The 20,411-nt window shown below is 43.2% G+C and carries 18 protein-coding genes, 1 pseudogene and 1 riboswitch; of the genes and pseudogenes, 14 read left to right on the forward strand and 5 right to left on the reverse strand.

The window, feature by feature from the left end; translation table 11 throughout:
- Positions 1-18: 18 nt before the first annotated feature.
- From AC787_RS24285 to AC787_RS24295, 3 genes are read left to right on the forward strand one after another with little or no spacing between them, the layout of a single operon-like run.
- Entirely contained in the window at positions 19-654 is a 636-nt protein-coding gene (locus AC787_RS24285; RefSeq protein WP_054027551.1) for a hypothetical protein, read from the forward strand.
- Between the two features lie 14 nt (positions 655-668).
- The gene (locus AC787_RS24290) at positions 669-1,928 is read left to right on the forward strand and encodes a TRAFAC clade GTPase domain-containing protein (protein WP_054027552.1); all 1,260 of its coding nucleotides are present in this window, start codon (positions 669-671) and stop codon (positions 1,926-1,928) included.
- Positions 1,928-4,867 carry a hypothetical protein gene (locus tag AC787_RS24295; RefSeq protein WP_054027553.1) on the forward strand — a complete coding sequence of 980 codons (2,940 nt, stop codon included), beginning with the start codon at positions 1,928-1,930 and terminating at the stop codon, positions 4,865-4,867. Before AC787_RS24290 ends, AC787_RS24295 begins: the two co-directional genes overlap by 1 nt.
- A 74-nt stretch (positions 4,868-4,941) precedes the next feature.
- Here AC787_RS24295 and AC787_RS24300 read toward each other — a convergent pair whose 3' ends face one another.
- A complete protein-coding gene (locus AC787_RS24300; RefSeq protein ID WP_054027554.1) occupies positions 4,942-5,769 on the reverse strand; it encodes a sugar phosphate isomerase/epimerase family protein in 828 nt (275 codons plus the stop codon).
- A gap of 13 nt (positions 5,770-5,782) precedes the next feature.
- Entirely contained in the window at positions 5,783-6,982 is a 1,200-nt protein-coding gene (locus AC787_RS24305) for a Gfo/Idh/MocA family protein (protein ID WP_054027555.1), read from the reverse strand.
- Between the two features lie 138 nt (positions 6,983-7,120).
- On the opposite strand from AC787_RS24305, the gene AC787_RS24310 reads away from it, so the two are divergent.
- On the forward strand, positions 7,121-7,981 hold the full coding sequence (locus AC787_RS24310) for an AraC family transcriptional regulator (protein WP_054027556.1): 861 nt from the start codon (positions 7,121-7,123) through the stop codon (positions 7,979-7,981).
- A 147-nt stretch (positions 7,982-8,128) separates the two neighbouring features.
- Positions 8,129-8,407 (forward strand): DUF2277 domain-containing protein, encoded by a 279-nt coding sequence (locus AC787_RS24315; RefSeq protein ID WP_054027557.1) that lies wholly within the window; start codon positions 8,129-8,131, stop codon positions 8,405-8,407.
- Positions 8,408-8,519: 112 nt separating this feature from the next.
- Here AC787_RS24315 and AC787_RS24320 read toward each other — a convergent pair whose 3' ends face one another.
- Complete coding sequence (locus AC787_RS24320) at positions 8,520-9,395, reverse strand: arylamine N-acetyltransferase family protein (protein ID WP_054027558.1); 876 nt, start codon at positions 9,393-9,395, stop codon at positions 8,520-8,522.
- 206 nt (positions 9,396-9,601) lie between these two features.
- On the opposite strand from AC787_RS24320, the gene AC787_RS24325 reads away from it, so the two are divergent.
- The 3 genes from AC787_RS24325 to AC787_RS24335 are packed head-to-tail and all read left to right on the forward strand — an operon-like array spanning position 9,602 to position 10,704.
- On the forward strand, positions 9,602-9,826 hold the full coding sequence (locus AC787_RS24325) for a spore coat associated protein CotJA (protein ID WP_054027559.1): 225 nt from the start codon (positions 9,602-9,604) through the stop codon (positions 9,824-9,826).
- A gap of 2 nt (positions 9,827-9,828) precedes the next feature.
- Positions 9,829-10,092 carry a spore coat protein CotJB gene (locus AC787_RS24330; protein WP_152970740.1) on the forward strand — a complete coding sequence of 88 codons (264 nt, stop codon included), beginning with the start codon at positions 9,829-9,831 and terminating at the stop codon, positions 10,090-10,092.
- A gap of 42 nt (positions 10,093-10,134) precedes the next feature.
- Positions 10,135-10,704: a manganese catalase family protein gene (locus AC787_RS24335; protein ID WP_054027560.1), complete on the forward strand. Its 570-nt coding sequence runs from the start codon at positions 10,135-10,137 to the stop codon at positions 10,702-10,704.
- 442 nt (positions 10,705-11,146) lie between these two features.
- Here the strand turns inward: AC787_RS24335 and AC787_RS24340 are convergent, their stop codons facing one another.
- Together AC787_RS24340 and AC787_RS24345 are read right to left on the reverse strand one after the other, a co-directional pair.
- The gene (locus tag AC787_RS24340) at positions 11,147-11,680 is read right to left on the reverse strand and encodes a hypothetical protein (protein ID WP_054027561.1); all 534 of its coding nucleotides are present in this window, start codon (positions 11,678-11,680) and stop codon (positions 11,147-11,149) included.
- A 100-nt stretch (positions 11,681-11,780) separates the two neighbouring features.
- Positions 11,781-11,909, reverse strand: a riboswitch (SAM riboswitch).
- Positions 11,910-12,551: 642 nt separating this feature from the next.
- Entirely contained in the window at positions 12,552-13,415 is an 864-nt protein-coding gene (locus AC787_RS24345; RefSeq protein WP_054027562.1) for a helix-turn-helix transcriptional regulator, read from the reverse strand.
- A gap of 138 nt (positions 13,416-13,553) precedes the next feature.
- Between AC787_RS24345 and AC787_RS24350 the strand changes: the two genes are divergently transcribed.
- The 6 genes and pseudogenes from AC787_RS24350 to AC787_RS24370 all read left to right on the forward strand — a co-directional run bounded on the left by AC787_RS24350 (position 13,554) and on the right by AC787_RS24370 (position 20,386).
- Entirely contained in the window at positions 13,554-14,378 is an 825-nt protein-coding gene (locus tag AC787_RS24350; protein ID WP_054027563.1) for a phytanoyl-CoA dioxygenase family protein, read from the forward strand.
- Between the two features lie 636 nt (positions 14,379-15,014).
- Positions 15,015-15,296 (forward strand): IS110 family transposase, encoded by a 282-nt coding sequence (locus tag AC787_RS34895; protein WP_235561105.1) that lies wholly within the window; start codon positions 15,015-15,017, stop codon positions 15,294-15,296.
- A gap of 185 nt (positions 15,297-15,481) precedes the next feature.
- Complete coding sequence (locus AC787_RS34900; protein WP_235561106.1) at positions 15,482-15,907, forward strand: hypothetical protein; 426 nt, start codon at positions 15,482-15,484, stop codon at positions 15,905-15,907.
- Positions 15,898-16,239: pseudogene (locus tag AC787_RS24360) on the forward strand (manganese catalase family protein); the annotation flags it as partial. The gene AC787_RS34900 and the pseudogene AC787_RS24360, both read left to right, overlap by 10 nt.
- A gap of 733 nt (positions 16,240-16,972) precedes the next feature.
- Entirely contained in the window at positions 16,973-18,739 is a 1,767-nt protein-coding gene (locus tag AC787_RS24365) for a sensor histidine kinase (RefSeq protein ID WP_054027564.1), read from the forward strand.
- A gap of 30 nt (positions 18,740-18,769) precedes the next feature.
- On the forward strand, positions 18,770-20,386 hold the full coding sequence (locus AC787_RS24370; protein WP_054027565.1) for a response regulator: 1,617 nt from the start codon (positions 18,770-18,772) through the stop codon (positions 20,384-20,386).
- The last annotated feature ends 25 nt before the right edge of the window (positions 20,387-20,411 follow it).

The following is a 20,411-nucleotide window of genomic DNA, read 5'->3' on the forward strand; positions in this document are numbered from 1 at the left end:
TGCGGGAGGCGGATATAAATGCGGTTTATCGATGCAGAGGATGGTTCACCGCTCATCAGCGGCTTAACTCGCGTTATTGAGGAGGACCGCTGCACGCTGCGCTGGATTTGGCCGGGCGGTATAGAAGCAGTTTATATTGGGAAAACGCCGGCTGAACAGGCGGCGGAAAGTCCCAAGGATATGGGAACTGTCAAGTTGTACACGAAGGCAGAATATAAAGCGAATAATGGCTATCACAGCCGATTAGAGGGCATCGGTCGTTTTGTCTTTACGGTATATGCCGTGCTAGAGGGGAGCGGCGGTCCACAGCTCATCCTTCAGCCTAATCAGGAAAACAGCATTGAAATAAGTGCTGGCAGAGCTAAGATTCATTATTCGATTTCAAATAAGAGCGGTTTGTTCAGAAAGTTCAAAACGATTCAAATTCAAGTGACAACAGAGGTACCGATTGCCAAAGACGTGCTTTGTTATGTTAAAAAGCAGGGCAGTTACCCTGCGAATAAAGATGACGGCATGTTATATCCGTTTGTCGCGCCATTTGCAGCAGGTAAAACCGTTTTGCCCGCGATTGAGGTTGGCAAACAGGATTTTATACGATTGTTTTTCACCGATGGCCGAACGTACGGACAAATGTACGAGTTGATTTCAGTATAAAGGAGGAAGATCGCATGGGTATTTTCGATCTTTTCAAGAAAAAGCCGGAAACAAAGCAAAGGCCTTTGTTTTATGATATTGTTTGCCCCTATTGCTTTAGTAAATTCACACCTGATGAGGTCGTTTTCCGCGCTTCTCATTCCCGTGAGGATGATGAGGATTACGCGCTTGGAGAAGATGATGAGCTGAATAAGTATCGTGAACGCTTTGGCCTTGATTCTGTACATGATATGGAAGCAGTGCTCTATCCGAATGACGTGCCTGAAGAGCATCGGATTTACTCAGACCATGTATTGATCGGAATAAATGACCGATATGGCGAGCTGACACGCAGAAGGCTTTGCCCAAAATGCCACAACGAAATTCCGGTGACGGCAGGCAAGGTGCCTAGCAACATTATTTCAATTATTGGCGCTTCACAAGTAGGCAAATCGGTGTATATGACCGCATTGATACATACGCTGCAGAACACGACAGCGGACCATTTTAATGCAGCCTGCATGCCTCTGAACGCTGAAATTAGCCGGAAATTCCGAACCTATTACGAGGAGCCGTTATTCGAGCGCGGCGATCTGCTTGCATCAACCCAAAAGGAGAAGATGCAGGAACCGTTTATTTTTCAATTCGTTTTTAAAGATGAAACAAAGCCGCCACTCACTCTCGTATTTTTTGATGTGGCAGGAGAGGGTATGGTAGAGCAGGATTATCTCGGATTGCACGGTCAACATATTAAAAATTCGGCTGGTATTTTATTGATGGTAGATCCGCTGCAAATTCGTTCAATCCGTGAGAAAATCAGAATGAATCTAGGCGATAAGCCCGGTGAATGGGTATCCCAATACGACGAGCCGCGCGACGTTGTTCTGACGATGTTTGGCGACTTCATTGCCTATCAGGAAAATAACAAAACGGATATACCGACTGCGGTCGTCTTAACTAAGAGCGATATGCTTCATTCTCTAAAGGATGAGGATGGCGAATATATTAAATCAAACAGCAATATTTTCAACAATATGGTGCACCGCAATTATTTTAACCTGACTGAGTTTGAAAATATTGATGGAGAAATCCGCCGTTTCATCGAGAAGGTCGATCGTCCGTTCAAGGGTACGATGGACGTTTATTTTAAGGATACGGCTTATTATGCGGTTTCTGCACTCGGCAGCAATCCCGTCGATCAGAAGCTGCAAACTGTCGTAAGTCCAATTCGGGTAGACGAGCCCTTCATTTGGCTGCTTTATAAGCTGAACTTCATTGAGGGGAGAAGAGAATAGTGCGCGATTCTACGCCCAGCAGGATGATTCAGCAGCAGATGTATGCACGGGAAAGACGCGGTATTTTCAGATCTACGGAGGGTTATGACACGATCGCCAAATCAAGCGGCTTAGAAGCTTCTTTTATCAAAAAAGTGCTTCACCCGTTCTGCGTATACGATGCCCCGACCGAGCTGGCTACGCGCGGAGAGAAGGACGGCTCCGCGTATCCGGAAACGATGCACTTGCTTCATCTAGATAATGGCGATGTTTTGCTTGGAAGAAGCGTTTATCAGGCAGCAGATTTTACTGGTCTTCGCAGCGCGTTTTTTACGCATAACTACATTATTCCGAGCGATCATAGCAGCAAACCGGCAAATGATTATGTGAACTGGCTGCAAGCCGCTTTCGTTGACAGTTATGATATCGAAAGCGGCTCGGAGATCGCACAATTATCAAACCTGCCTATTCACGCCGCAGTCGCGATTAAACCGTCTGCTCGTTCCATCCTTTCTCTGCTTAACATAGGAGAAAAGTCGTTCAAACAGCTGCTTTATGCGGTGATGGCAGCAGTTGGAGGCAAGAAAAAGATATATGTTGCGCTCGACGTTCCAATCAAGCAGCTTCCGGACAAGGCAAAACAGCTGCTTGGGGTGCTCTATGCGAGTTTACCTTATGCCTTCCGCAAGCAGCTTGGTTTCATTACCTATGCAAAAGAACCGCTAAGCCGCAAATCGGTTCATCTTACGTTCGTAGAGCAGGGGAGCCTTCGCCAAGGGGATCGCAGCATTGAGAAGGATTTTACGTTTGATTTCGGTAACGACCGCATAATGAATGTCGATCTGGACGGCGTAGATCAGCCGTTTTTGGATTTTGTATGGGATCATTTGGATCGCCCTGACCGCATGGATAGCTTCTTCCAATTCGCGGAGCTGATGCTGGCAGACATGGGCCAGGAGCGTGAGCTCGCAGCAGCCAGTTATCATGAGCTATGCGTAGTTTACCAAATCGAGGAAGGCAACGAAACATTATATGAATCGCATAAAACCGCGGTGCTGCGCAGCTTGCTGGAATATTTGCAGCCATCCGGCGCTATGGATGCCAAAATGCGTTTGAATGATTTGTTCCTGTCTCGATTTGATCTTGAATTTGACCGTGCGCGGCAAGGAATAGTGCCGGAAGCGTTCATCGTAGATGTGTTTAAGGAATACTACCAAATCGAAGGCAAACATATAGAAAATAAAATGGTTTCCTTCTTTATATTAGCTCTACTAAACGCGAATAAGCAGAATGAGCAAGACGCGGCTGCTTCTTTCTTTGCGGCAGTTGAAAGCGATCCTGCTTTAAGCATGGCTTTTTTCACTAGAGTCCTATCAGATTCGAAAGCAACTGCCAGCTTATTCATTCCTTTTCTGGAGGAGAAGCTTAAAGAAGCAGCAGGAGCCAAAAGCGTTCTTCAGCTCATTGAGCAGTGGGGCAACGCTCATCCAAAGCTATTTGGATATGAAGCATTTTATTCACTTGCCCGCCAGCAGCTCATCGAGAAGCTGAAACGTGAACGCCATTCGCTGCCAGCGACAAGCAAGGCGCTTGAGCAATTGCGAAGCTTAGCAAGTGAAGGCAAGTTTGGAATAAGAAAACAGCTGCCGACTCAAGAAGCTGCTGATTTCTATACGGAGCTGGAGCTTGCTGCTTATCGTGCAATGTTGATTGAACTTGATATGGATAGACTGACGAAAGATCAGCTCATGCTAGGAGAATTTCTCAAATCGAAGGAGCAACTGAAAAAGTGGAACGGACAGCTGAACGATCCGCGCCAGAAATCAGCTGCTCTTGAGCTGCAAGCCCTTTATGAATGCTTCGCGTTCCCGGAGCCAACCGTTGATTTATTTGAGAATCTATCCCCAGCAGAGATCGACCATGTGCAGCTGGTTGGACGAAGGCTGCTCGCGAATCAGCTGGAGTTGGCTGAATTTCCGCGTCTCGTGCTTTTGTATCTTCGCAGCTCGGATATGGAATCAGTAGATTATGCGGGGCTTCTCAACTATTTGCAGCAAAACGCAGCTCATAAAGATACGGTATATCTATTCTTCCGATGGGCAGAGAAACATCCTGATTTTATGAGGTCCAGAGGTTTCGTACCCGCATATGTAACGGCCATAGTCAGCTATTTCACAAAATATGACCGAGATGCATTTAAGAAGCGTGCCAATTGGAAGCAGCATTTTGACAAAGCGGGTCCTGTCCTTAAAGGGGTGTATAAGCAGGCGGAGCGGGAGCTATCTTCGCCGCTGACCAAATTTTTTCGCCGCAATCGTAAATCGACGTTGATTACCTCGTTATCGGCTATTGGTATTGTATTAATCGTGTTTGGCATAATGTTTACATTTGGAGGCAAGGGTGATGAGAAGCCAGGAGAGGCCATTTTGCCTACGCCTGAGCCGAGCATTACCCTTCCGGATACGATCGTTTACGCGGAACAAAATGCTGCATCAGAGGGACAGAAGGCAACGACTTCCCTCGTCTTCGCATTTAAGGAGGCAGCAGCTTGCACACCGTTTAAGCCTAGCTCATTAACGGTAGAATCACCGGGTGCTGAAGCGGTAACGTACACGACACTTGAACTTACATCTGCTTGCGATTCGGATGCAGGGAATAGCAGCACCGAGGGAGATCAAGTCGAAGGCTCTCCACAGCCGACTGAATCAGCAGATTCGACTGTTATAGAGTCTGACGAGCCAACGCCTACGAATCAGCCTTCGGACACTAGTCCACTGAAGGCAGCTACCGATGCTCAGACGGAGCAGGAACAAAATAGCAATACGGCAACAGACCAACCGGACTATACGAACCGGGTTGTTGTTAACCTCGGAAAGCAGGTCGATATTCCAGCTAACAGCATCATCCGAGTCGGAGAAACCGAATATCAACTTACAGTGCTGCAGGTTGTCAATAAATAAACATTTAAAATAAGGACCACCCTCTTTGTGTCTCAGACACAAAGAGGGTGGTCCTTATATCGCTCAATTTCTTATTATCGCCATTCTATGTTGTGTTTCTCCAATAATGCCGTAAGCGCATGAATAGCTGTTAACACCCGCCCCGTATCGCTTTCATTAGGAAGATAGTGATGGAGATGTGCCTCTACTGATAAAAAACCAGTAAACCTGCGTTTCTGCATTTCAATTAATAGTGCCTCAAGTCCACCTTCTCCTTCGCCTGCGGGTACGAACTGCCGAGGGCTGGAGGTCGCATCCTTGATATGAATATATTCAATATCGGATGCAACTTTAGGGAAAGCCTGCAGCATCGGATCGATACCTTCAATAACGTAGTTACCCGGATCAAAAGCGAATTTTAAGAAAGGGGATTGACAGTGCTCCATAATCTCCAAGCCGCCCTCATGGGTACTTCCGTACATGCCGCTGTCATTTTCCAGTATCAAGGTGAGCTTACTTTGTGCGGCTACATGAGCGAGCTGAGCCATTCGCTGCAATACTTCCTCCCGATACTTCTCCTTGGCTTCATTCTCAGGGATATAATACGAGAAAATACGAATATATGGTGTTTTTAAGATGTGAGCCGCTCGAATCGCCCGATTAAGAGCCTCCAATTGAGGTACGAAAGGCGATGTGATCGGATATTTACCGATTGGCGAGGCAATCGATGAAACAGAAAATCCTCTAGCTTCTATGATTTGATGAAGTTGCTGGAGCTCTTCGGTACTTAGTTCAAGTATATTTTTGCTCCAAATGCTGCGAATCTCGAGATGGTTGATGCCCTTTTGCTCAAGCAGATCCAGCTGCTCCTCTAAGACTGAGGAAATTTCGTCAGAAAAACATGTTAGTTTAAAAGTTGTCATCTGTGCAGCCTCCTTATGCGTGGCTTCCAAAGGATTTAGACATGTCTTCGTCTTGAGAAACTGCTTTTGCTTGTTTTTTGACAAACTTCGAGGAATTAGCCAGATCCTTGAGCTTTGCCTCAAAAACATCGGTATCGAACGGTACTTTAACGGTTTGTCCGGTGAAGGAGGACAGCATAATGCCGTTTGCTAATACAAGGGAACGGGGACCTTCCCAACCTTCTGCCACTAGTTGTCCTTCTCCGATTAGAATTCGGTTAAAAAAGCGTGAGGCTACATAATGGTGAGCGTTCTGATTCTGCACGACGTCTACTGCAATTTCCTTGCGTTCCGTCTCCATTTTGCTGAATCGCTGGTCTGTTTCATTGGAATATTTCAGCATGGAAATGGGATTCTTAGTAAAGACGAGTCGTCCTTCCTCCAATACAAGCTTCCCATTTTCCCCAATGATCTCCATCCTATTTGTTCCAGGAATTTCGGCAGTCGTTACAATTAAGTGCCCGATCATGCCGTTGTCATGCTCAAAATACGCGGTTACCTCATCTTCAACCTCAATATCGTGGTATTTGCCAATATGAGCATGTCCGGAGATCAGATTTGGCAAGCCGAATAGCCATTGGTACATATCAAGCGTGTGCGGGCATTGATTAGTCAAAATACCGCCGCCTTCTCCCGCCCACGTAGCACGCCAATCTCCACTATCATAGTAAGCCTGACTACGGAACCAATCGGTATGAATCCAGGTTGCACGCGTTAATCTGCCAAGCTCGCCGCTCTCGAGGATCTCTTTCACCTTGCGGTAATGGGGGAAAGTACGTTCCTGAAACATTAGTCCAAATACTAAATCCGGATATTGCTGCTGAGCGTGTTCATATGCATCAAGCATACGATTGGCATCATTCAAATGCACGGCTATCGGTTTTTCGCATAAAACGTGAATGCCGCGCTTAAAGGCTTCTATAGCGATGATAGGATGATCATAATGAGGTACAGCAATGATAATGGCATCAAGATCAGCCTGTTCAAGGAAATCCTGATAGTTGTAATAAGCAACAGTGTTATATTCTTCAGCAAAGTGATCCGCCTTCTCTTTCAGCAGATCGCACACACCAGCCAGCTTGACTTGATCAATGGTTTGCAAATATTTCAAATGGGTGCCGCTTCCTATTGCGCCAAGGCCGATTATTCCGACATTCAAAGATTTCGTACTCATCCATTATTCCTCCCGCATCCATAAATGAAAAAATGACTTATCTTCCTTCTCATTGTAGAATGAATAAATGACGACTTCTTTGTAATTTTTGCTTAAAATGTTGGAATTATTGCTAATTAGCAATAGGAGGCGTGGTTGTTGGTAGAGCGGTATTTGGATCGGATAGACGATGTTGTTAAATATATGCATGTGACGAAGGCCGTGCAAAATATTGATTTTCATCTGCATGCAGGCTGTGAGATCTACTTTCTTATTCATGGAGACGTGCGTTATTTCGTAGAGAAGGCCGTGTATCCGCTGCAATATGGGGATCTGATTATTACCAACGAGCATGAAATCCATAAGCCCTCGTTTTCTTCTAGTGAAAGGTATGAAAGAATAACAATTGAATTTGATCCGATGATAGTTAAAGCATTTGCCACTGCGGCCTACGATCCATTAGCATGCTTTTATAATCGTCCACAAGGGGAACGGAATAAACTATCGCTTACGCCAAAAGAAACCTCACAGCTCATTGAGCTGTTTATGAAATATGAAAGCCTTGACCGAAGCCGATCGGGAGGCGCAGCCGTATTGAAGTTAACCTGCATGATGGAGCTGCTAATTACGATTAACGATCTTTATCACAATCAGAAGCATACAAGCAATGAGATGGATCTTCATCACAAATTAACTCCGATACTCGATTTTATTGAGCTGCATTTACATGAGAATTTGTCATTAAATGAGTTGGAACGTCGTTTCTTTATCAATAAATACTATTTGCTTCGGCAATTCAAGCAGTATACGGGAAGTACTGTCCATGAATATATCGTGTCTAAGCGGATAGCGCTGGCAAAGAAATATTTGTCGGAGGGAATGGGGGTACTGGAAGCTTGCATGCGCTGCGGATTCAACGATTACACAAGTTTCCTTCGTATGTTTAAGAAAAAAACAGGCTTGCAGCCGAAGGAGTACCAAAGAGGGATTCGAATGGCGAATTTTACACACGATGTATGATTTACGCTTGTTGGATCCGGAACATCGTTTGGATTCTTTTATGGCTTGAAAAGTTTCTATAGAGAAGCTATTATCGAGGATAAAAGGCTCGTATTTGCGTGCAACTTATCATGTTTAGCCAAAAAAGATGTTGAAAGGAAGATCGTGATGTGCCGAAATATTAAAACGTTATTTAACTTTGATCCTCCAGCAACAGAAGAGGAAGTAGCTGCAGCTTCACTCCAATTTGTTCGAAAGCTATCAGGATATCAGTCACCATCGAAAGCCAATGAGGAAGCGTTCAACATTGCAATTCAGGAGGTAGCCGCGGCAGCTCAGAAATTGTTGGACACCCTGGTTACCCAAGCTGAGCCGCGTGATCGAGAGGTTGAAATCGAGCGTGCCCGTGCAAGAAATGCCAAAAGGTTCGGTACGGCGGAAGTCTAAGCTCTTGAGCTTCTTTAAATGTCATCATTCTGATAACAAATGAAGCCCGACAATGAATGAACCTCAGATTTATCTGAGGTTCATTTTTTAATAAAAATCAAGGATTGGAATGTTAAGATGATGATGCTTTCGCTATTTTCCATTCTTCATTAGCAAGTTGTACTCTTTTCCATAGTTCATCCCGTTCTTGGCGGCTGTAGTTAACGAGTTTTTCTCCGAAAACATCGCCTAACACTTCGAGCCATTGAGATTGACTCGCTAACTCCGTCTGTCGCATGCCATCAGTTCCTCGTTCATTCCAAACGCAGCCTCGGATTTCATTACTTCCTCCGGCATGTCTATTTCTAATTAAGAACATATTTATCCATGGTGATTCCGGAGAGCGGCTGTAATGCTCATGCTTGGACTGAAACTCTTCCATATCCGGCAAAATGGTAGAATCATAATCAACGCCAACAAATGACGCGGATGGATCATGCTTTAAGCGCCATCCATTCGGAACAACAAGAGATTCTGTTACTTTATAAATAAATGGTGCTTGGTTATATATTCCAGAAAGAAGCGGTAGAGGCTCGAAAGGCATATCGCCTAGTCCAACATCAATAATCCACTTTTCTTCTTCTTGGTCTTCGCTCAGCAAGCTAACCGTTAGTCCCAGATGAAACGAGTTGACACGAGGCTCGGCACCTAGTGGCTGTACGCCAGCTCGGTGCAATGAAACCTTGTAGCCTAATGAACGCAGAAGCTGGCTAAATGCGCCATTCAAGTGAAAACAATAGCCGCTTCTTCCATTTATAAGGAGTGGAACGGATTCTTTGAAGTGGATTCCTGCTGGCTTACCTGCAAAAATATCTATGGTTTGCCAAGAAAAAATTTTCACATGGGCCCTATGAAGCTCAAATAGATATGCCTCAGTAGGCTCCTGAATTTCTGAGATTCCGAGTCTACTTAAATAAGCTTTAATTTCTTCTTTCGTCAACTGATCCATTACTATTCACCTCTAATGCTCAAACATCGTTGTTTGAGTTTCTTTAATTTGTGTCTTTAACACATCCTAAACGAGAAAGATCTAGAGAACAATATAGAAATGTGTGAAGTGTACCGGTACAGGTTCATTCAATGAATGTACAGACATGATGACCAAGTCTTTTTACATATACTTGTTTGAAGAGCATACCGAGAGGAGACATCTGCGTGAATAATCAGGTGCGTTATTATAAGCCTTTTATTAGTCCGTTAGATCCCTGCCCACCAATAAAAGTGAAAAGCTTCAGTACACCGCCACAATTATTTGTCACCTTTCAACCGCCTAATTTACCTCAGTTTTCAGCTCATGAAGCATTGAAGTATGGTACCCTCTGGCCCATGTTGTATAGCACATATGACTCGAAAAACGCCAGACAGGAAGAAGGTGATTGACGGTGGCTATCATACTGAATGAAGAGTATTACAAGTTGCTGCATGATTTGCAAGCGGTGGATTTCGTATTGGTGGAGTTAAATTTATATTTGGATACTCATCCTACAGATTCAAATGCTATTCAACAATACAATCAGTTCGCAAAGCTAAGGCAGCCCATTGTACAACAGTATGAGTCAAAGTACGGACCCTTAAAACACTTCGGTCAAAGCTATTCAAGCGACCCATGGTCATGGAATGATACACCATGGCCTTGGCAGGTATAATAGTGGATTTGGCTAGTAAGCAAATTAGAGGAGGCACCGTACATGTGGGTTTATGAGAAAAAACTGCAATACCCCGTTCGCGTAAGCAAATGCGATCCTATGATGGCTAAGTTTCTAATGGAGCAATATGGCGGTGCGGACGGTGAGCTTGCAGCAGCACTTCGTTATTTGAATCAACGTTACACGATTCCGGACAAAGTCATTGGATTGCTTACAGATATAGGAACTGAGGAATTCGCGCATTTGGAAATGATTGCCACAATGATCTACAAGCTGACCAAGGATGCGACGCCTGAGCAGCTAAAGGCAGCTGGGCTCGGTGCTCATTATGTGGCTCATGACAGCGCATTGTTTTATGAGAACGCAGGCGGCGTACCGTTTACAGCTGCTTACATTCAAGCCAAAGGTGATCCGATTGCGGATCTGTATGAGGATATAGCGGCGGAGGAGAAGGCTAGGGCGACGTATCAGTGGCTCATTGACATGACGGATGACGTGGATCTACAGGACAGTTTGAAGTTTCTGCGGGAGAGGGAGATTATACATTCGCTACGGTTTCGTGAGGCGGTTGAGATCCTTAAGGAAAAGCGGGATGAGAAGATATTTTATTAGGGGGAACCTCTCTGCAGGGTGCTGCGGGGAGGTTTTTTTGCCTACTTATGTTATTAAGCAAACGGGCAGTATAGTTTAATTAACTTAACGAGTACTTTTAATAATGAATAAGCCCCAGATGAAATCACTATTGAAGGAAGGTACGTAGAAAATGAGTTTTATTATAATTGGTTTGTTACTAATTATTATTTTCTTATTGAAGGATATTAAAAACAGGCTTTCTAAATCAGATTCAGTAAAAGAAATAATAAATAGAAATCGAGAAATAAGAAGAAAAAATAAAATGAACGATTAAGCTAACGGGGAACGTTAGCTTGATTGAACAAACTATTTTTGTAATTCAGCCCCAAAGCAGACACTCGGAATCTTCGGGCCGTCGGTCTGCTTTAGAGAAGTCGGGTTGCAGCTCTTTGTTCCGCTTACGGGTAGGATTGTTAATCTCTTAAAAAGAGATGTACGTTTGCGTATGGTTAAATATGTATGCCCGATCCCAGAAGTAGAAGTATCTTTGATCCTTGTTGTTTATTAATGCTAATTCATTTTTTTTAATTATATCCATTATTGCGGACTCAATTAATTCAAATCTCACGGGTCCCCATGCCTCTTGCTTTAATTGAGAATAATTCATACTTTCCGTCAAGGTCAGACCTTTAATTCGCTGGAAAGGAGCAGCCCACATAGTCAAATCAGACCTCAGGCAGTTACAGGGGATCTCAAATTCCCTTAAGCCAACTGCTCCTGTATTTGTGGAGATAGCAATTAGCCCGCAGATATCATCTGTTCCATGTCCAAGTTGCAGCTTTTCTGTATGTTTACTGTCAAATCGAAAACATTCTATTCGGGTAATCTTACACTGCTGCGAACTTTCAAAAGAAAGACCAATCGCTGATTTTTTCAAATTTAGCAAAGCAATACGAAGGGGATGAATATCTTGGTGATACTCGGCAGTTTCATTGTTAGGAATCGTGATCGGCATCCTTATCACACCTTTACACATGTTTAGTTAGTACATGAAAACAAAAATGACCTTCTCTGGAATCAGAGAAAGGTCATAAGAATTCAAAGTCATATCCTCGCTCTTATCTCCCAGATTCGCTTAGTACAGCTTTTCTGCAAGAATTAGCACCGTGCATTCCTTTGGTAACAAAGGTTTGTCGGTTGCCGGGTTTCATCGGGCTAGTCCCTCCACCTACTCTTGATAAGAAAATTCAACATATTCAATTATTTTTTATAATACTATATAGCAATCTGATGTCAAGGTACTTCGACGTAAAAGAGGTCAGAGAGGAACCAAGTTTGAACCCCCCATCTTCGATTTTTGTACAATGGTATTTTTTTATAAATTCCCAAAATCCTTTTTGGTAAGTTACAACCTAATTCCGAAGATCGATTTCCATCGTTTAAAGCAAAAAAGGATGGAGAGCCAGTAATCATTGTTGTTGATCAGTATTTTGGTCGTTAGGAAAAGAAACATCCTTTACTTAATCATTCTTACATTTTTATATATCCCCATTCAGAAAACATTCAAGAAAATAAGATCGCAGTTCCGATGGTCAAGATAAATACGAAAGTACAGCGATTAAACAAATAATTGTTACTGGAGGACGTCCTACCAACCTAATTTTTGAATTAGAAGATAAAAAGGTAATTGACACTTATGATTGGGGACTGCGTCTAATTAAAGATTACTAATTCATTCTTGTGTATAAGGAATTGCACTAACGCAGAACTATAGCATAATAAAACACCAGTGAAGGCAGCCGAGATCAAGAGGCTGCCTTTTCCCCGCTAACGGGCAGCATAGTTTATTTAAGCGCTGCTTTTTTGGAGTACTTATTAAACTGAAATCACCTTCGCCACTGCGAAGGTGACAGACCCATATACTTTTTGAATACAGTGGAAAAATGCTGACTAGTCTTATAACCTAAATCCATTGCAACTGTTGTGACGCTGATTTCTTTCTGAAGGAGTAACTGACAGGCAAGTTCAATTCGTAGCCGATCCATATAATTAGCAGGTGACTGTCCATACATAAGGTGAAACAATCGATAGAAATGGGATTCACTTACTCCGATTTGATTAGCCAGGTCTTTATTAGTCCATCTCTTTTCTGGCGCTGCCTGAAGGGTTTCGGTCAAAGTAAACATAGCCTTTTGGAGATCAAATGAGATTTGACGGTTAGAGGATGGGTTCAGCATTTGCAAAATGATATCGAGTACATAATGACGAATTCGGCAGGAGGCGAGTGGCTCGTAATGCTCAATGATGTCTCTTAGCTTGGTGAAGGGTTCACGAACACGGATATCCACAGGTATGATTCTCGGTAACTTTTGTAGTTGGTTATGAATCTCCATACGCTCTTCATCTGGTAAGTTTAGCCAGCCGACATGCTCTGAGGGATCTAATAGTATCATCCACCAAATTCTGCAGGGTTCGATGAAATTAAAACGTGCACGATGCCATTCTCCAGGTCGGGTGTGAAAGATCTGTCCGGTGTGGGAAGTAATTAATTGACCGTCTACCTCCCATGTGACTTTTCCGCTGTCCACGAATACAAACTCGTACGATCGTTCATGCTTGTGAATGACGAGGGGAGAGGCTTCTTGAAAGCGGTCATATCCCAGCATTATTAATTCAGGCAAATGGGCAAGCTGATTTGACTCTGAAAACTCATACACCCATCGTGATGTTTCCGTCTGTATTTTTACCATAGTCACGGTCCTTCTCGTTTCTAATGATCTCCTATGTTTCTAATCCTATTTGATAGGCTTTGGGAAGTCAATCCTCATCTTGTGGTCTACAATAAAAGAAGTAAGCCACTTTGACTAAGAAAAGATGAGGTGTCCATCATGGGAGTTATTCCTTATAACATCACGGCAGCTGATAAAGAGAGATTTGATCAAGACGGTTATTGGATCAGCCCGAAATTACTGGATGACGAGACAATCGAGCAACTTCGCGGAGCGCATGAGCGCGTATGGAAGAAAGATTATGATGGGGCTGGGATGCCATTGCATGCCTTCAAACTTTCGGAGAATCCGCATGCTCTTCGTAAATTCGATAATGGCTGGTGGATTAACGATGAAGTTCGGAGTGTTGTCACTGATCCGAATTTAGGAGAAATGGCTGCGAAGCTGCTGAACGAGGACGAGATTCGTCTATGGCATGATCAAGTGATCTACAAGCCAGGTACTTCAGGGCAAGAAACAACAGCTGGAAATGTGGGATGGCATCAAGATTACGGTTATTGGCGATCAAGCAGCACAACGAATATGGTGACCGTTTGGATTGCATTGCAGGATACAAATCTGAATAATGGCGGCATGATGACGATCTTGGGTTCACATAAGTGGGGTGCAGTCGAGGGAAGTGATACATTCTTCGATCAGGATATGGTAAAGCTGAAGCAACGTTTTGCAACGCGTGATTGGATTGAGGAGCCTTGTATACTAAAAGCTGGACAAGCGAGCTTCCACCATGCGCTAACCTTCCATGGATCGTCAACAAATTTTACAGATCAGCCTCGGTTATCGGTTGTTGCTCATCTAATGCCTGGAGATACCTTTTACAAAGAGGGCAGAGCACGGCATGATAATGTTCGATTGCTCGGGCCACGTCCGCAATTTGGACAGAAGTTCGATAATGAGTTTTTCCCGTTACTGTATTCCAAATAAGCAATAGAAAGTGAGTGTGTGAAGTTTCTGAATGATTTTCAAAGTATACAAAATTTACAAACTTTACTAACATATAACTCGTTGAGCTAACGGGTAACGATAGCTTAACAATCACAAGGATGAGGCTGCCGGCATAGATCGGCAGCCTCGTTGTGCTAACTGGCAGGGCAGGTTAACGTGGAAGTTGGGATAACAAAAAATGACCCGTTGTGGGTCACAGTTTTCAGTAAGTAATTTGTTTTCGATTATATTTTTTTAAGAAGATTATGTATCCAAGGAAGTTTAACAAAACGAAGACAAGCACCCATCTAAATTTAAATTCACTTTTTTGACGTAAGCTTTTTATGGACCAAATTGAGAATAGAAGCCAGTATAGCACGATTCCAGTAATTAAGATATAAACGCTTAGCCCATGATAACTTTCCCGTACTGTCCTTACATACCATGGACCATCGCCACTTCCCGAGGGTATAAAATCACTAAAAAACGATGAATGAGCATAACTATAGCTCCAAATTGGGCTGGATTTTTCTATCTCATCAACTGCTGTTGATCCTAAGAAATGGGCTTTGTAAAAAAGGGAGCGCCTCGGTATGATGGGTTTGTCGAATATACCATCAAGGAGACGCTCTTACTATGAAGTTTAAGCAATCAGACGCACAAAATCAACGGATTGAACGAATTACCACCTCGCATCTCGTCGTAGGGATCGACATGGCTAAAGAAACGCATGTCGCACAAGCAACGAATTTCCGAGGGATCGTGGTTTCCAAACGACATCTCTCATTCTCAAATAGCATGGAAGGCTTTGAAAAATTGAACCGCTGGATGACGGAGTTACTGCAGAAACATCGATTAAAGAAGCTCATCATCGGCATGGAGCCAACCGGACATTACTGGTTTAACCTGGCCAACTGATTAGCAGATAAGGGATTACACGTGGTTATGGTTAACTCTGCTACGACCAAGAGAAACAAAGAAAACCGGGATAACAGTCCATCAAAAAATGATCCCAAGATGCTCTTGTCATCGCAGACTCTGTCAGTCGGGGCATCTACTACGAGTACACGCGTCAATCGGTTGTGTTTCAACGATTACGGACGATGATGAGTGATCGCGAATTCTGGGTGTCGAACAGTGTACGCCTGCAGAATCGAATCATACGCTGGCTGGACATTCGCTTTCCTGAGTATCCATCCGTATTCAAAGATTGGATCTGTAAGCGATCATTGGCGACCCTCAAGATATTCCCTTGCCCTCGAGATTTGGAGACGTATACTGTACAGGACATCATCAATGCTTGGCGAATCCATATGCAGCGCGCTGGGGGTATTGCGGGGATAGAAAAGGCCGCGCAGCTCAAACGTAGTGTGGGAGATCAAACTGCTTTAGAAGAAGCTAAGGCTGATTTAAAACGGCTCATTGAAGAATATGAGCGTGTTACCACCATGCTTGAACAGATTGAACAGGACATCGAAGCACTGCTTTCTGAGATTCCTATGGCGCAGCAGCTTCGCACCATAAGCTAACCAAGGATGCGACGCCTGAGCATCTAAAGGCAGCTGGGCTCGGTGCTCATTATGTGGCTCATGACAGCGCATTGTTTTATGAGAACGCAGGTGGCGTACCGTTTACAGCTGCTTACATTCAAGCCAAAGGTGATCCGATTGCGGACCTGTATGAGGATATTGCGGCGGAGGAGAAGGCTAGGGCGACGTATCAGTGGCTGATTGATATGACGGACGATGTGTCTGCAGACAGTTTGAAGTTTCTGCAGGAGCGGGAGATTATACATTCGCTGCGGTTTCGTGAAGCGGTGGAAATACTTAAGGAAAAGCGGGATGAGAAGATATTTTATTAGAGGTAAACCTCTCTGCAGGGTGCTGCGGGGAGGTTTTTTGCTTACTCATTTTATTAAGCTCCCTCGATATGATTCAGTTTACTCACTCAGACTCATGAATTCGCAGGATTTCACCTCCCATGTCGGGGCGTGTCTAAGCCCTTTCATTCCTTCGTCATTAACTAAGGGGTGGAGGTCGAATTTTTTAACGGAACGGGTCCGAGCCCTTTTGCTTAATGTCTCCCGATACTCCGTGCATCTTGTCATCCTGCGAATGCATCAGTGGGTGAGATAATGCTGCTTAAGCTTTTTGCCGCCTTTTCGGGGGGCTTTTACCTTGCACTTCATGGGGGAAATTTAAGTATCATTTTTGGGTATTTTTCTATTGCAGTTGACTTGTGTGTATATAGCACGTAATATAGCCCAAAAAGTACGTGTATCTGATCTGATCGTGCAATCATTTGTGAAGACTTCAAAGCTGTGTACCGAACAGAAGACAAGCAATTGGGTAAAGCAGCTCCAGATGCCTTCTGTGACAAGTGAAGATCGACTAATCCAAAGGCGGTCAAATCCTTATGTCATAATCCAAATATCTTAACTTATTACAGCTTGTCGAAATCCGTCTAGAGAAGCATCTATTCTACTAATCTAATTGAATCGTTTTACAAACAGATCGAGAAATATACGAAGCGAAAAGAACAGTTTCCACATGAAGAAGCACTGTCTTACAATTGATTTAGTTTGGAGGGTATCTATGTTCAGGCATAGAGATAAAGGGATTACGAGACATTTTATTAGATCTTTTTTATTGATTATCATTGTTCCATTCATCCTGTTTATCACCATATTTTATAAGTATTATTCAACATCATTAATTCAGAGGTCCGTTGATCAAGTTGTTCAGCAGCTGGATATCGCATCTAACAATATGAACGCTGAGCTGAAACGAGCCTCACTTACAATCGCGACAATCGCTAATGTGAATGACCACATCATATTAGATGCTGCCTCAGCGTGGAGCAGAAGTTCGACTTCTGTAGACAAAATTCAACTCGCACGTGAGATCGATGCATACTTAAATAGTATTGCGAATTATAGCAATGAGATTGCCAGCGTTATTTTTACATTTAAGGATGGAGGTTACTATTATTTCAAGAATCCTCCAACGGTTACCGATTCTTCCATTCGCAGTCTGCCATGGTATCAAGAGGCGCTGAGGAGCAGTAATGGAACAACAGTCATCGTGGATAGCTTGAACGGTATTACTTCAGATAAACAGGATATGTTTACCTTTTTACTTCAACCGGATCAATCGTTGGAGACTGAGGTTGAAATGATTTATTTGACGACTCACGCCACTCTTCCTGATTTCAAACATACGAATCCTGAAATTCAACAATTTATTATTGATCGAAACGGAAATCGAATTGTGAACCAGAATAATCATAATAAGCTAGATCCAAGAATCATGACGGAACTATCCAAGATGATAAAGGAGCCATCGCATGATCGTGATAATGATTACTCCTTTATTAAAATAAATGGAGAGAATAAGCTTATTAAGCTGTACTCGTTCGAGAAGACAGATTGGAACATCGTCAATATTTTAGACAAAAGTGTGGTTACGAAGGATGCAAACCAGTTCTTGAAGCTATCCATTGTTTTTCTGTCCGCTAGTTTTGGGTTGTTTATCGTATTTCTACTTTGGTTTTTTCAAGACATGCTTAGACCGTTGCAGCATCTCATTAGAGCAATGAGACAGGTGGAGAAAGGTGATTTTCTGACTGAGGTCAAGGCAGACGGAAGAGGTGAGATTAGACGGTTGGGCCATTCCTTTAATCGCATGGTTTCTCAAATCAGAGATCTTATTCAAGAACGTGATGTGAAGGAACGAGCACGCAGCCAGGCTGAAATCGAAGCTCTGCAGTCACAAATTAATCCACACTTCTTATCGAATACATTGAATTCCGTTCGACTTATGGCCATGATCGCCAAGACAGACAATATTCGTAAAATTATTGAAAGCCTATCAGCCCTTCTGACCCATGTATTTCGGGCGCCAAACTCGCTAGCACCGATCGGTCAGGAGATCAAAATACTAGAGTCATACGTTCATATCATGCAGGTTCGTTATGGAGGCAAGCTTAATATCAAATTTAATATTGATGATACGCTTTTGGATTACGGCATGCCCAAAATGCTGCTTCAACCGATTTTGGAGAATGCCATTTTCCATGGGCTTGATCAACAGAATATGAACGAACTGATTGAGGTGAAGGCGATTCGACATGAGCTTGGCGTGAGCTTTACCATCACGGACTATGGGAGAGGAATGTCAGACGAGCAAGTTAGGGGATTGCTGCAGCAGGGTGAGAAATTCCAGCGTGGAAATTTTAGCGGGATAGGCGTAAATAATGTGTTACAACGAATTGAGCTTAATTTTAGTCATCCCTATGGTCTGCAAATTGATAGCAAGTTAGGTCGAGGGACCATCGTTACAATTCTGCTTCCAAGGTTATGAACATGATACTTCATTGAGAGGACGAGCCGTATGATGAATGTGATGATCGTAGAAGACGAGACGATTATGAGATTGGCATTAACTACTCTGATTGACTGGGAAACGAACGGATTTCGGATTGCTTATGAAGCGAGTAATGGTTATCAAGCACTTCAGTATATTAAGGAAAATCGTGAGATTGACATTGTGATTACGGATTTGAAGATGCCTGTAATGGATGGTTTAGAGCTTATTGATGAGCTTAATCAGTTGAATGGAACTTCACCACATGTTGTCATTTTAAGTGCGTACGATGATTTTGAATTTGTCAGGAAGGCATTTAAGAAGGGGATAAATGACTATATTCTTAAATCGGAGATGGAACCTAATCTTGTACTGGAACTCATGAGTAGAATTAAGCATGACTATGAAGTTGAACAGACAATGTCAAAACAGTCGAGAGAAATCTTTCATGGTGAACGGATACGGTTGAAACAGCAAACCATCCGAGAATGGCTTGAAGTTGGCGTGAGTCCTCAGTTGGAACCTTCTATTCTGGAGGATTCGAACATGAGATTGGAATGGACAAACATTACAGTTTCAATGATTAGAGTAGAGGGCTTTGCTGAGGTGCAGGAGCGGTATGGTTCGTCTATTGGAGAGTTTGTAAGTTCCGTTGTAAAGTCTATTGATCAGGTGCTAACAGAGGTAGGAACAGGTGAAGTCATCAGCTGTAATCCGCATGAGTACGTGGTGCTGTTATCGTTTCAAACGAGTAGTTTAATGTTAGTCCGACATAGTATTTCGGAGATCATGGATCAAATCATATTTGTACTGAAGGAATACATCAATATTCAAGTTACGATCGGCGTAAGTGAGCTGTGTGAAGAGTTGAAGCACATCCCGGCGTTTTACCTTCAAGCTCGAAAGAATGCTGATTTGGGCTTTGTTATTAATAAACATAGGATTATTTACCCTGAGGAGGCTAACCATTTCCTGAAGCAGTCGGGAGAGACCTTGATCGGAAAAGAGCAAGCCTTGCTGGATGCTTTGAGGGAGGGCAACGAGCAATCGGTGCTGCAAGAACTAGACCATATGTTTACACGGATAAAGCGTTCTGCCTCCTTGGGAAATGAAGTACTGCGTGCCCGCTATACGGAACTCTTAATGATATTAGTGAAATTCATGTATGATAACGGTTTTGTAAATAACAAGGAAATGAACAAGATAGAGGACGTATATCAAATGGCTTGGCAGATTGACACCGCTGATCGTTTGCAAGCCAGGATTTCCAGTTTGGCTCAGCAGCTTCTTCAAGAGATCGATAAGAAGGCGGGTCAGATGAATCGGGTTGTAGCCATTGCGCAAGCTTATATTGTGGAGCATTACGATGAGGAAATTACACTTGGAAAAGTAAGTGAAATCGTGCATTTAAGTGAAAGTCATTTCAGCACGTTGTTCTCAAAGGCGGTAGGCGAGACGTTTAAAGAATTCGTAACCAAAATACGCATGGAAAAGGCAATGGAAAGCATGAAGAAGGAGCCTTATCTCAAAATATATGAGATTGCAGAGCGTACTGGGTATGCAAATACGGAGCACTTTAGCCGGGTTTTTAAGAAGACAACCGGCGTAAGTCCAAATCAATTCATGAAATCGGTTTCAATGTAACCAAAACTATATCATGATTTCGAAA

The organism is Bacillus sp. FJAT-28004 (assembly GCF_001280845.1).
Classification (GTDB): domain Bacteria; phylum Bacillota; class Bacilli; order Paenibacillales; family Paenibacillaceae; genus Pristimantibacillus.

Excerpts from the sequence above, each read along its gene's own strand:
- AC787_RS34895 (WP_235561105.1), top strand. The coding sequence starts at position 15,015 with ATGAAGTTTAAGCAATCAGACGCACAAAATCAACGGATTGAACGAATT.
- AC787_RS34900 (WP_235561106.1), top strand. The coding sequence starts at position 15,482 with ATGATGAGTGATCGCGAATTCTGGGTGTCGAACAGTGTACGCCTGCAG.
- AC787_RS24285 (WP_054027551.1), top strand. The coding sequence starts at position 19 with ATGCGGTTTATCGATGCAGAGGATGGTTCACCGCTCATCAGCGGCTTA.
- AC787_RS24305 (WP_054027555.1), bottom strand. The coding sequence starts at position 6,982 with ATGAGTACGAAATCTTTGAATGTCGGAATAATCGGCCTTGGCGCAATA.
- AC787_RS24365 (WP_054027564.1), top strand. The coding sequence starts at position 16,973 with ATGTTCAGGCATAGAGATAAAGGGATTACGAGACATTTTATTAGATCT.
- AC787_RS24370 (WP_054027565.1), top strand. The coding sequence starts at position 18,770 with ATGATGAATGTGATGATCGTAGAAGACGAGACGATTATGAGATTGGCA.
- AC787_RS24350 (WP_054027563.1), top strand. The coding sequence starts at position 13,554 with ATGGGAGTTATTCCTTATAACATCACGGCAGCTGATAAAGAGAGATTT.
- AC787_RS24340 (WP_054027561.1), bottom strand. The coding sequence starts at position 11,680 with ATGCCGATCACGATTCCTAACAATGAAACTGCCGAGTATCACCAAGAT.
- AC787_RS24335 (WP_054027560.1), top strand. The coding sequence starts at position 10,135 with ATGTGGGTTTATGAGAAAAAACTGCAATACCCCGTTCGCGTAAGCAAA.
- AC787_RS24290 (WP_054027552.1), top strand. The coding sequence starts at position 669 with ATGGGTATTTTCGATCTTTTCAAGAAAAAGCCGGAAACAAAGCAAAGG.
- AC787_RS24300 (WP_054027554.1), bottom strand. The coding sequence starts at position 5,769 with ATGACAACTTTTAAACTAACATGTTTTTCTGACGAAATTTCCTCAGTC.
- AC787_RS24315 (WP_054027557.1), top strand. The coding sequence starts at position 8,129 with ATGTGCCGAAATATTAAAACGTTATTTAACTTTGATCCTCCAGCAACA.
- AC787_RS24345 (WP_054027562.1), bottom strand. The coding sequence starts at position 13,415 with ATGGTAAAAATACAGACGGAAACATCACGATGGGTGTATGAGTTTTCA.
- AC787_RS24320 (WP_054027558.1), bottom strand. The coding sequence starts at position 9,395 with ATGGATCAGTTGACGAAAGAAGAAATTAAAGCTTATTTAAGTAGACTC.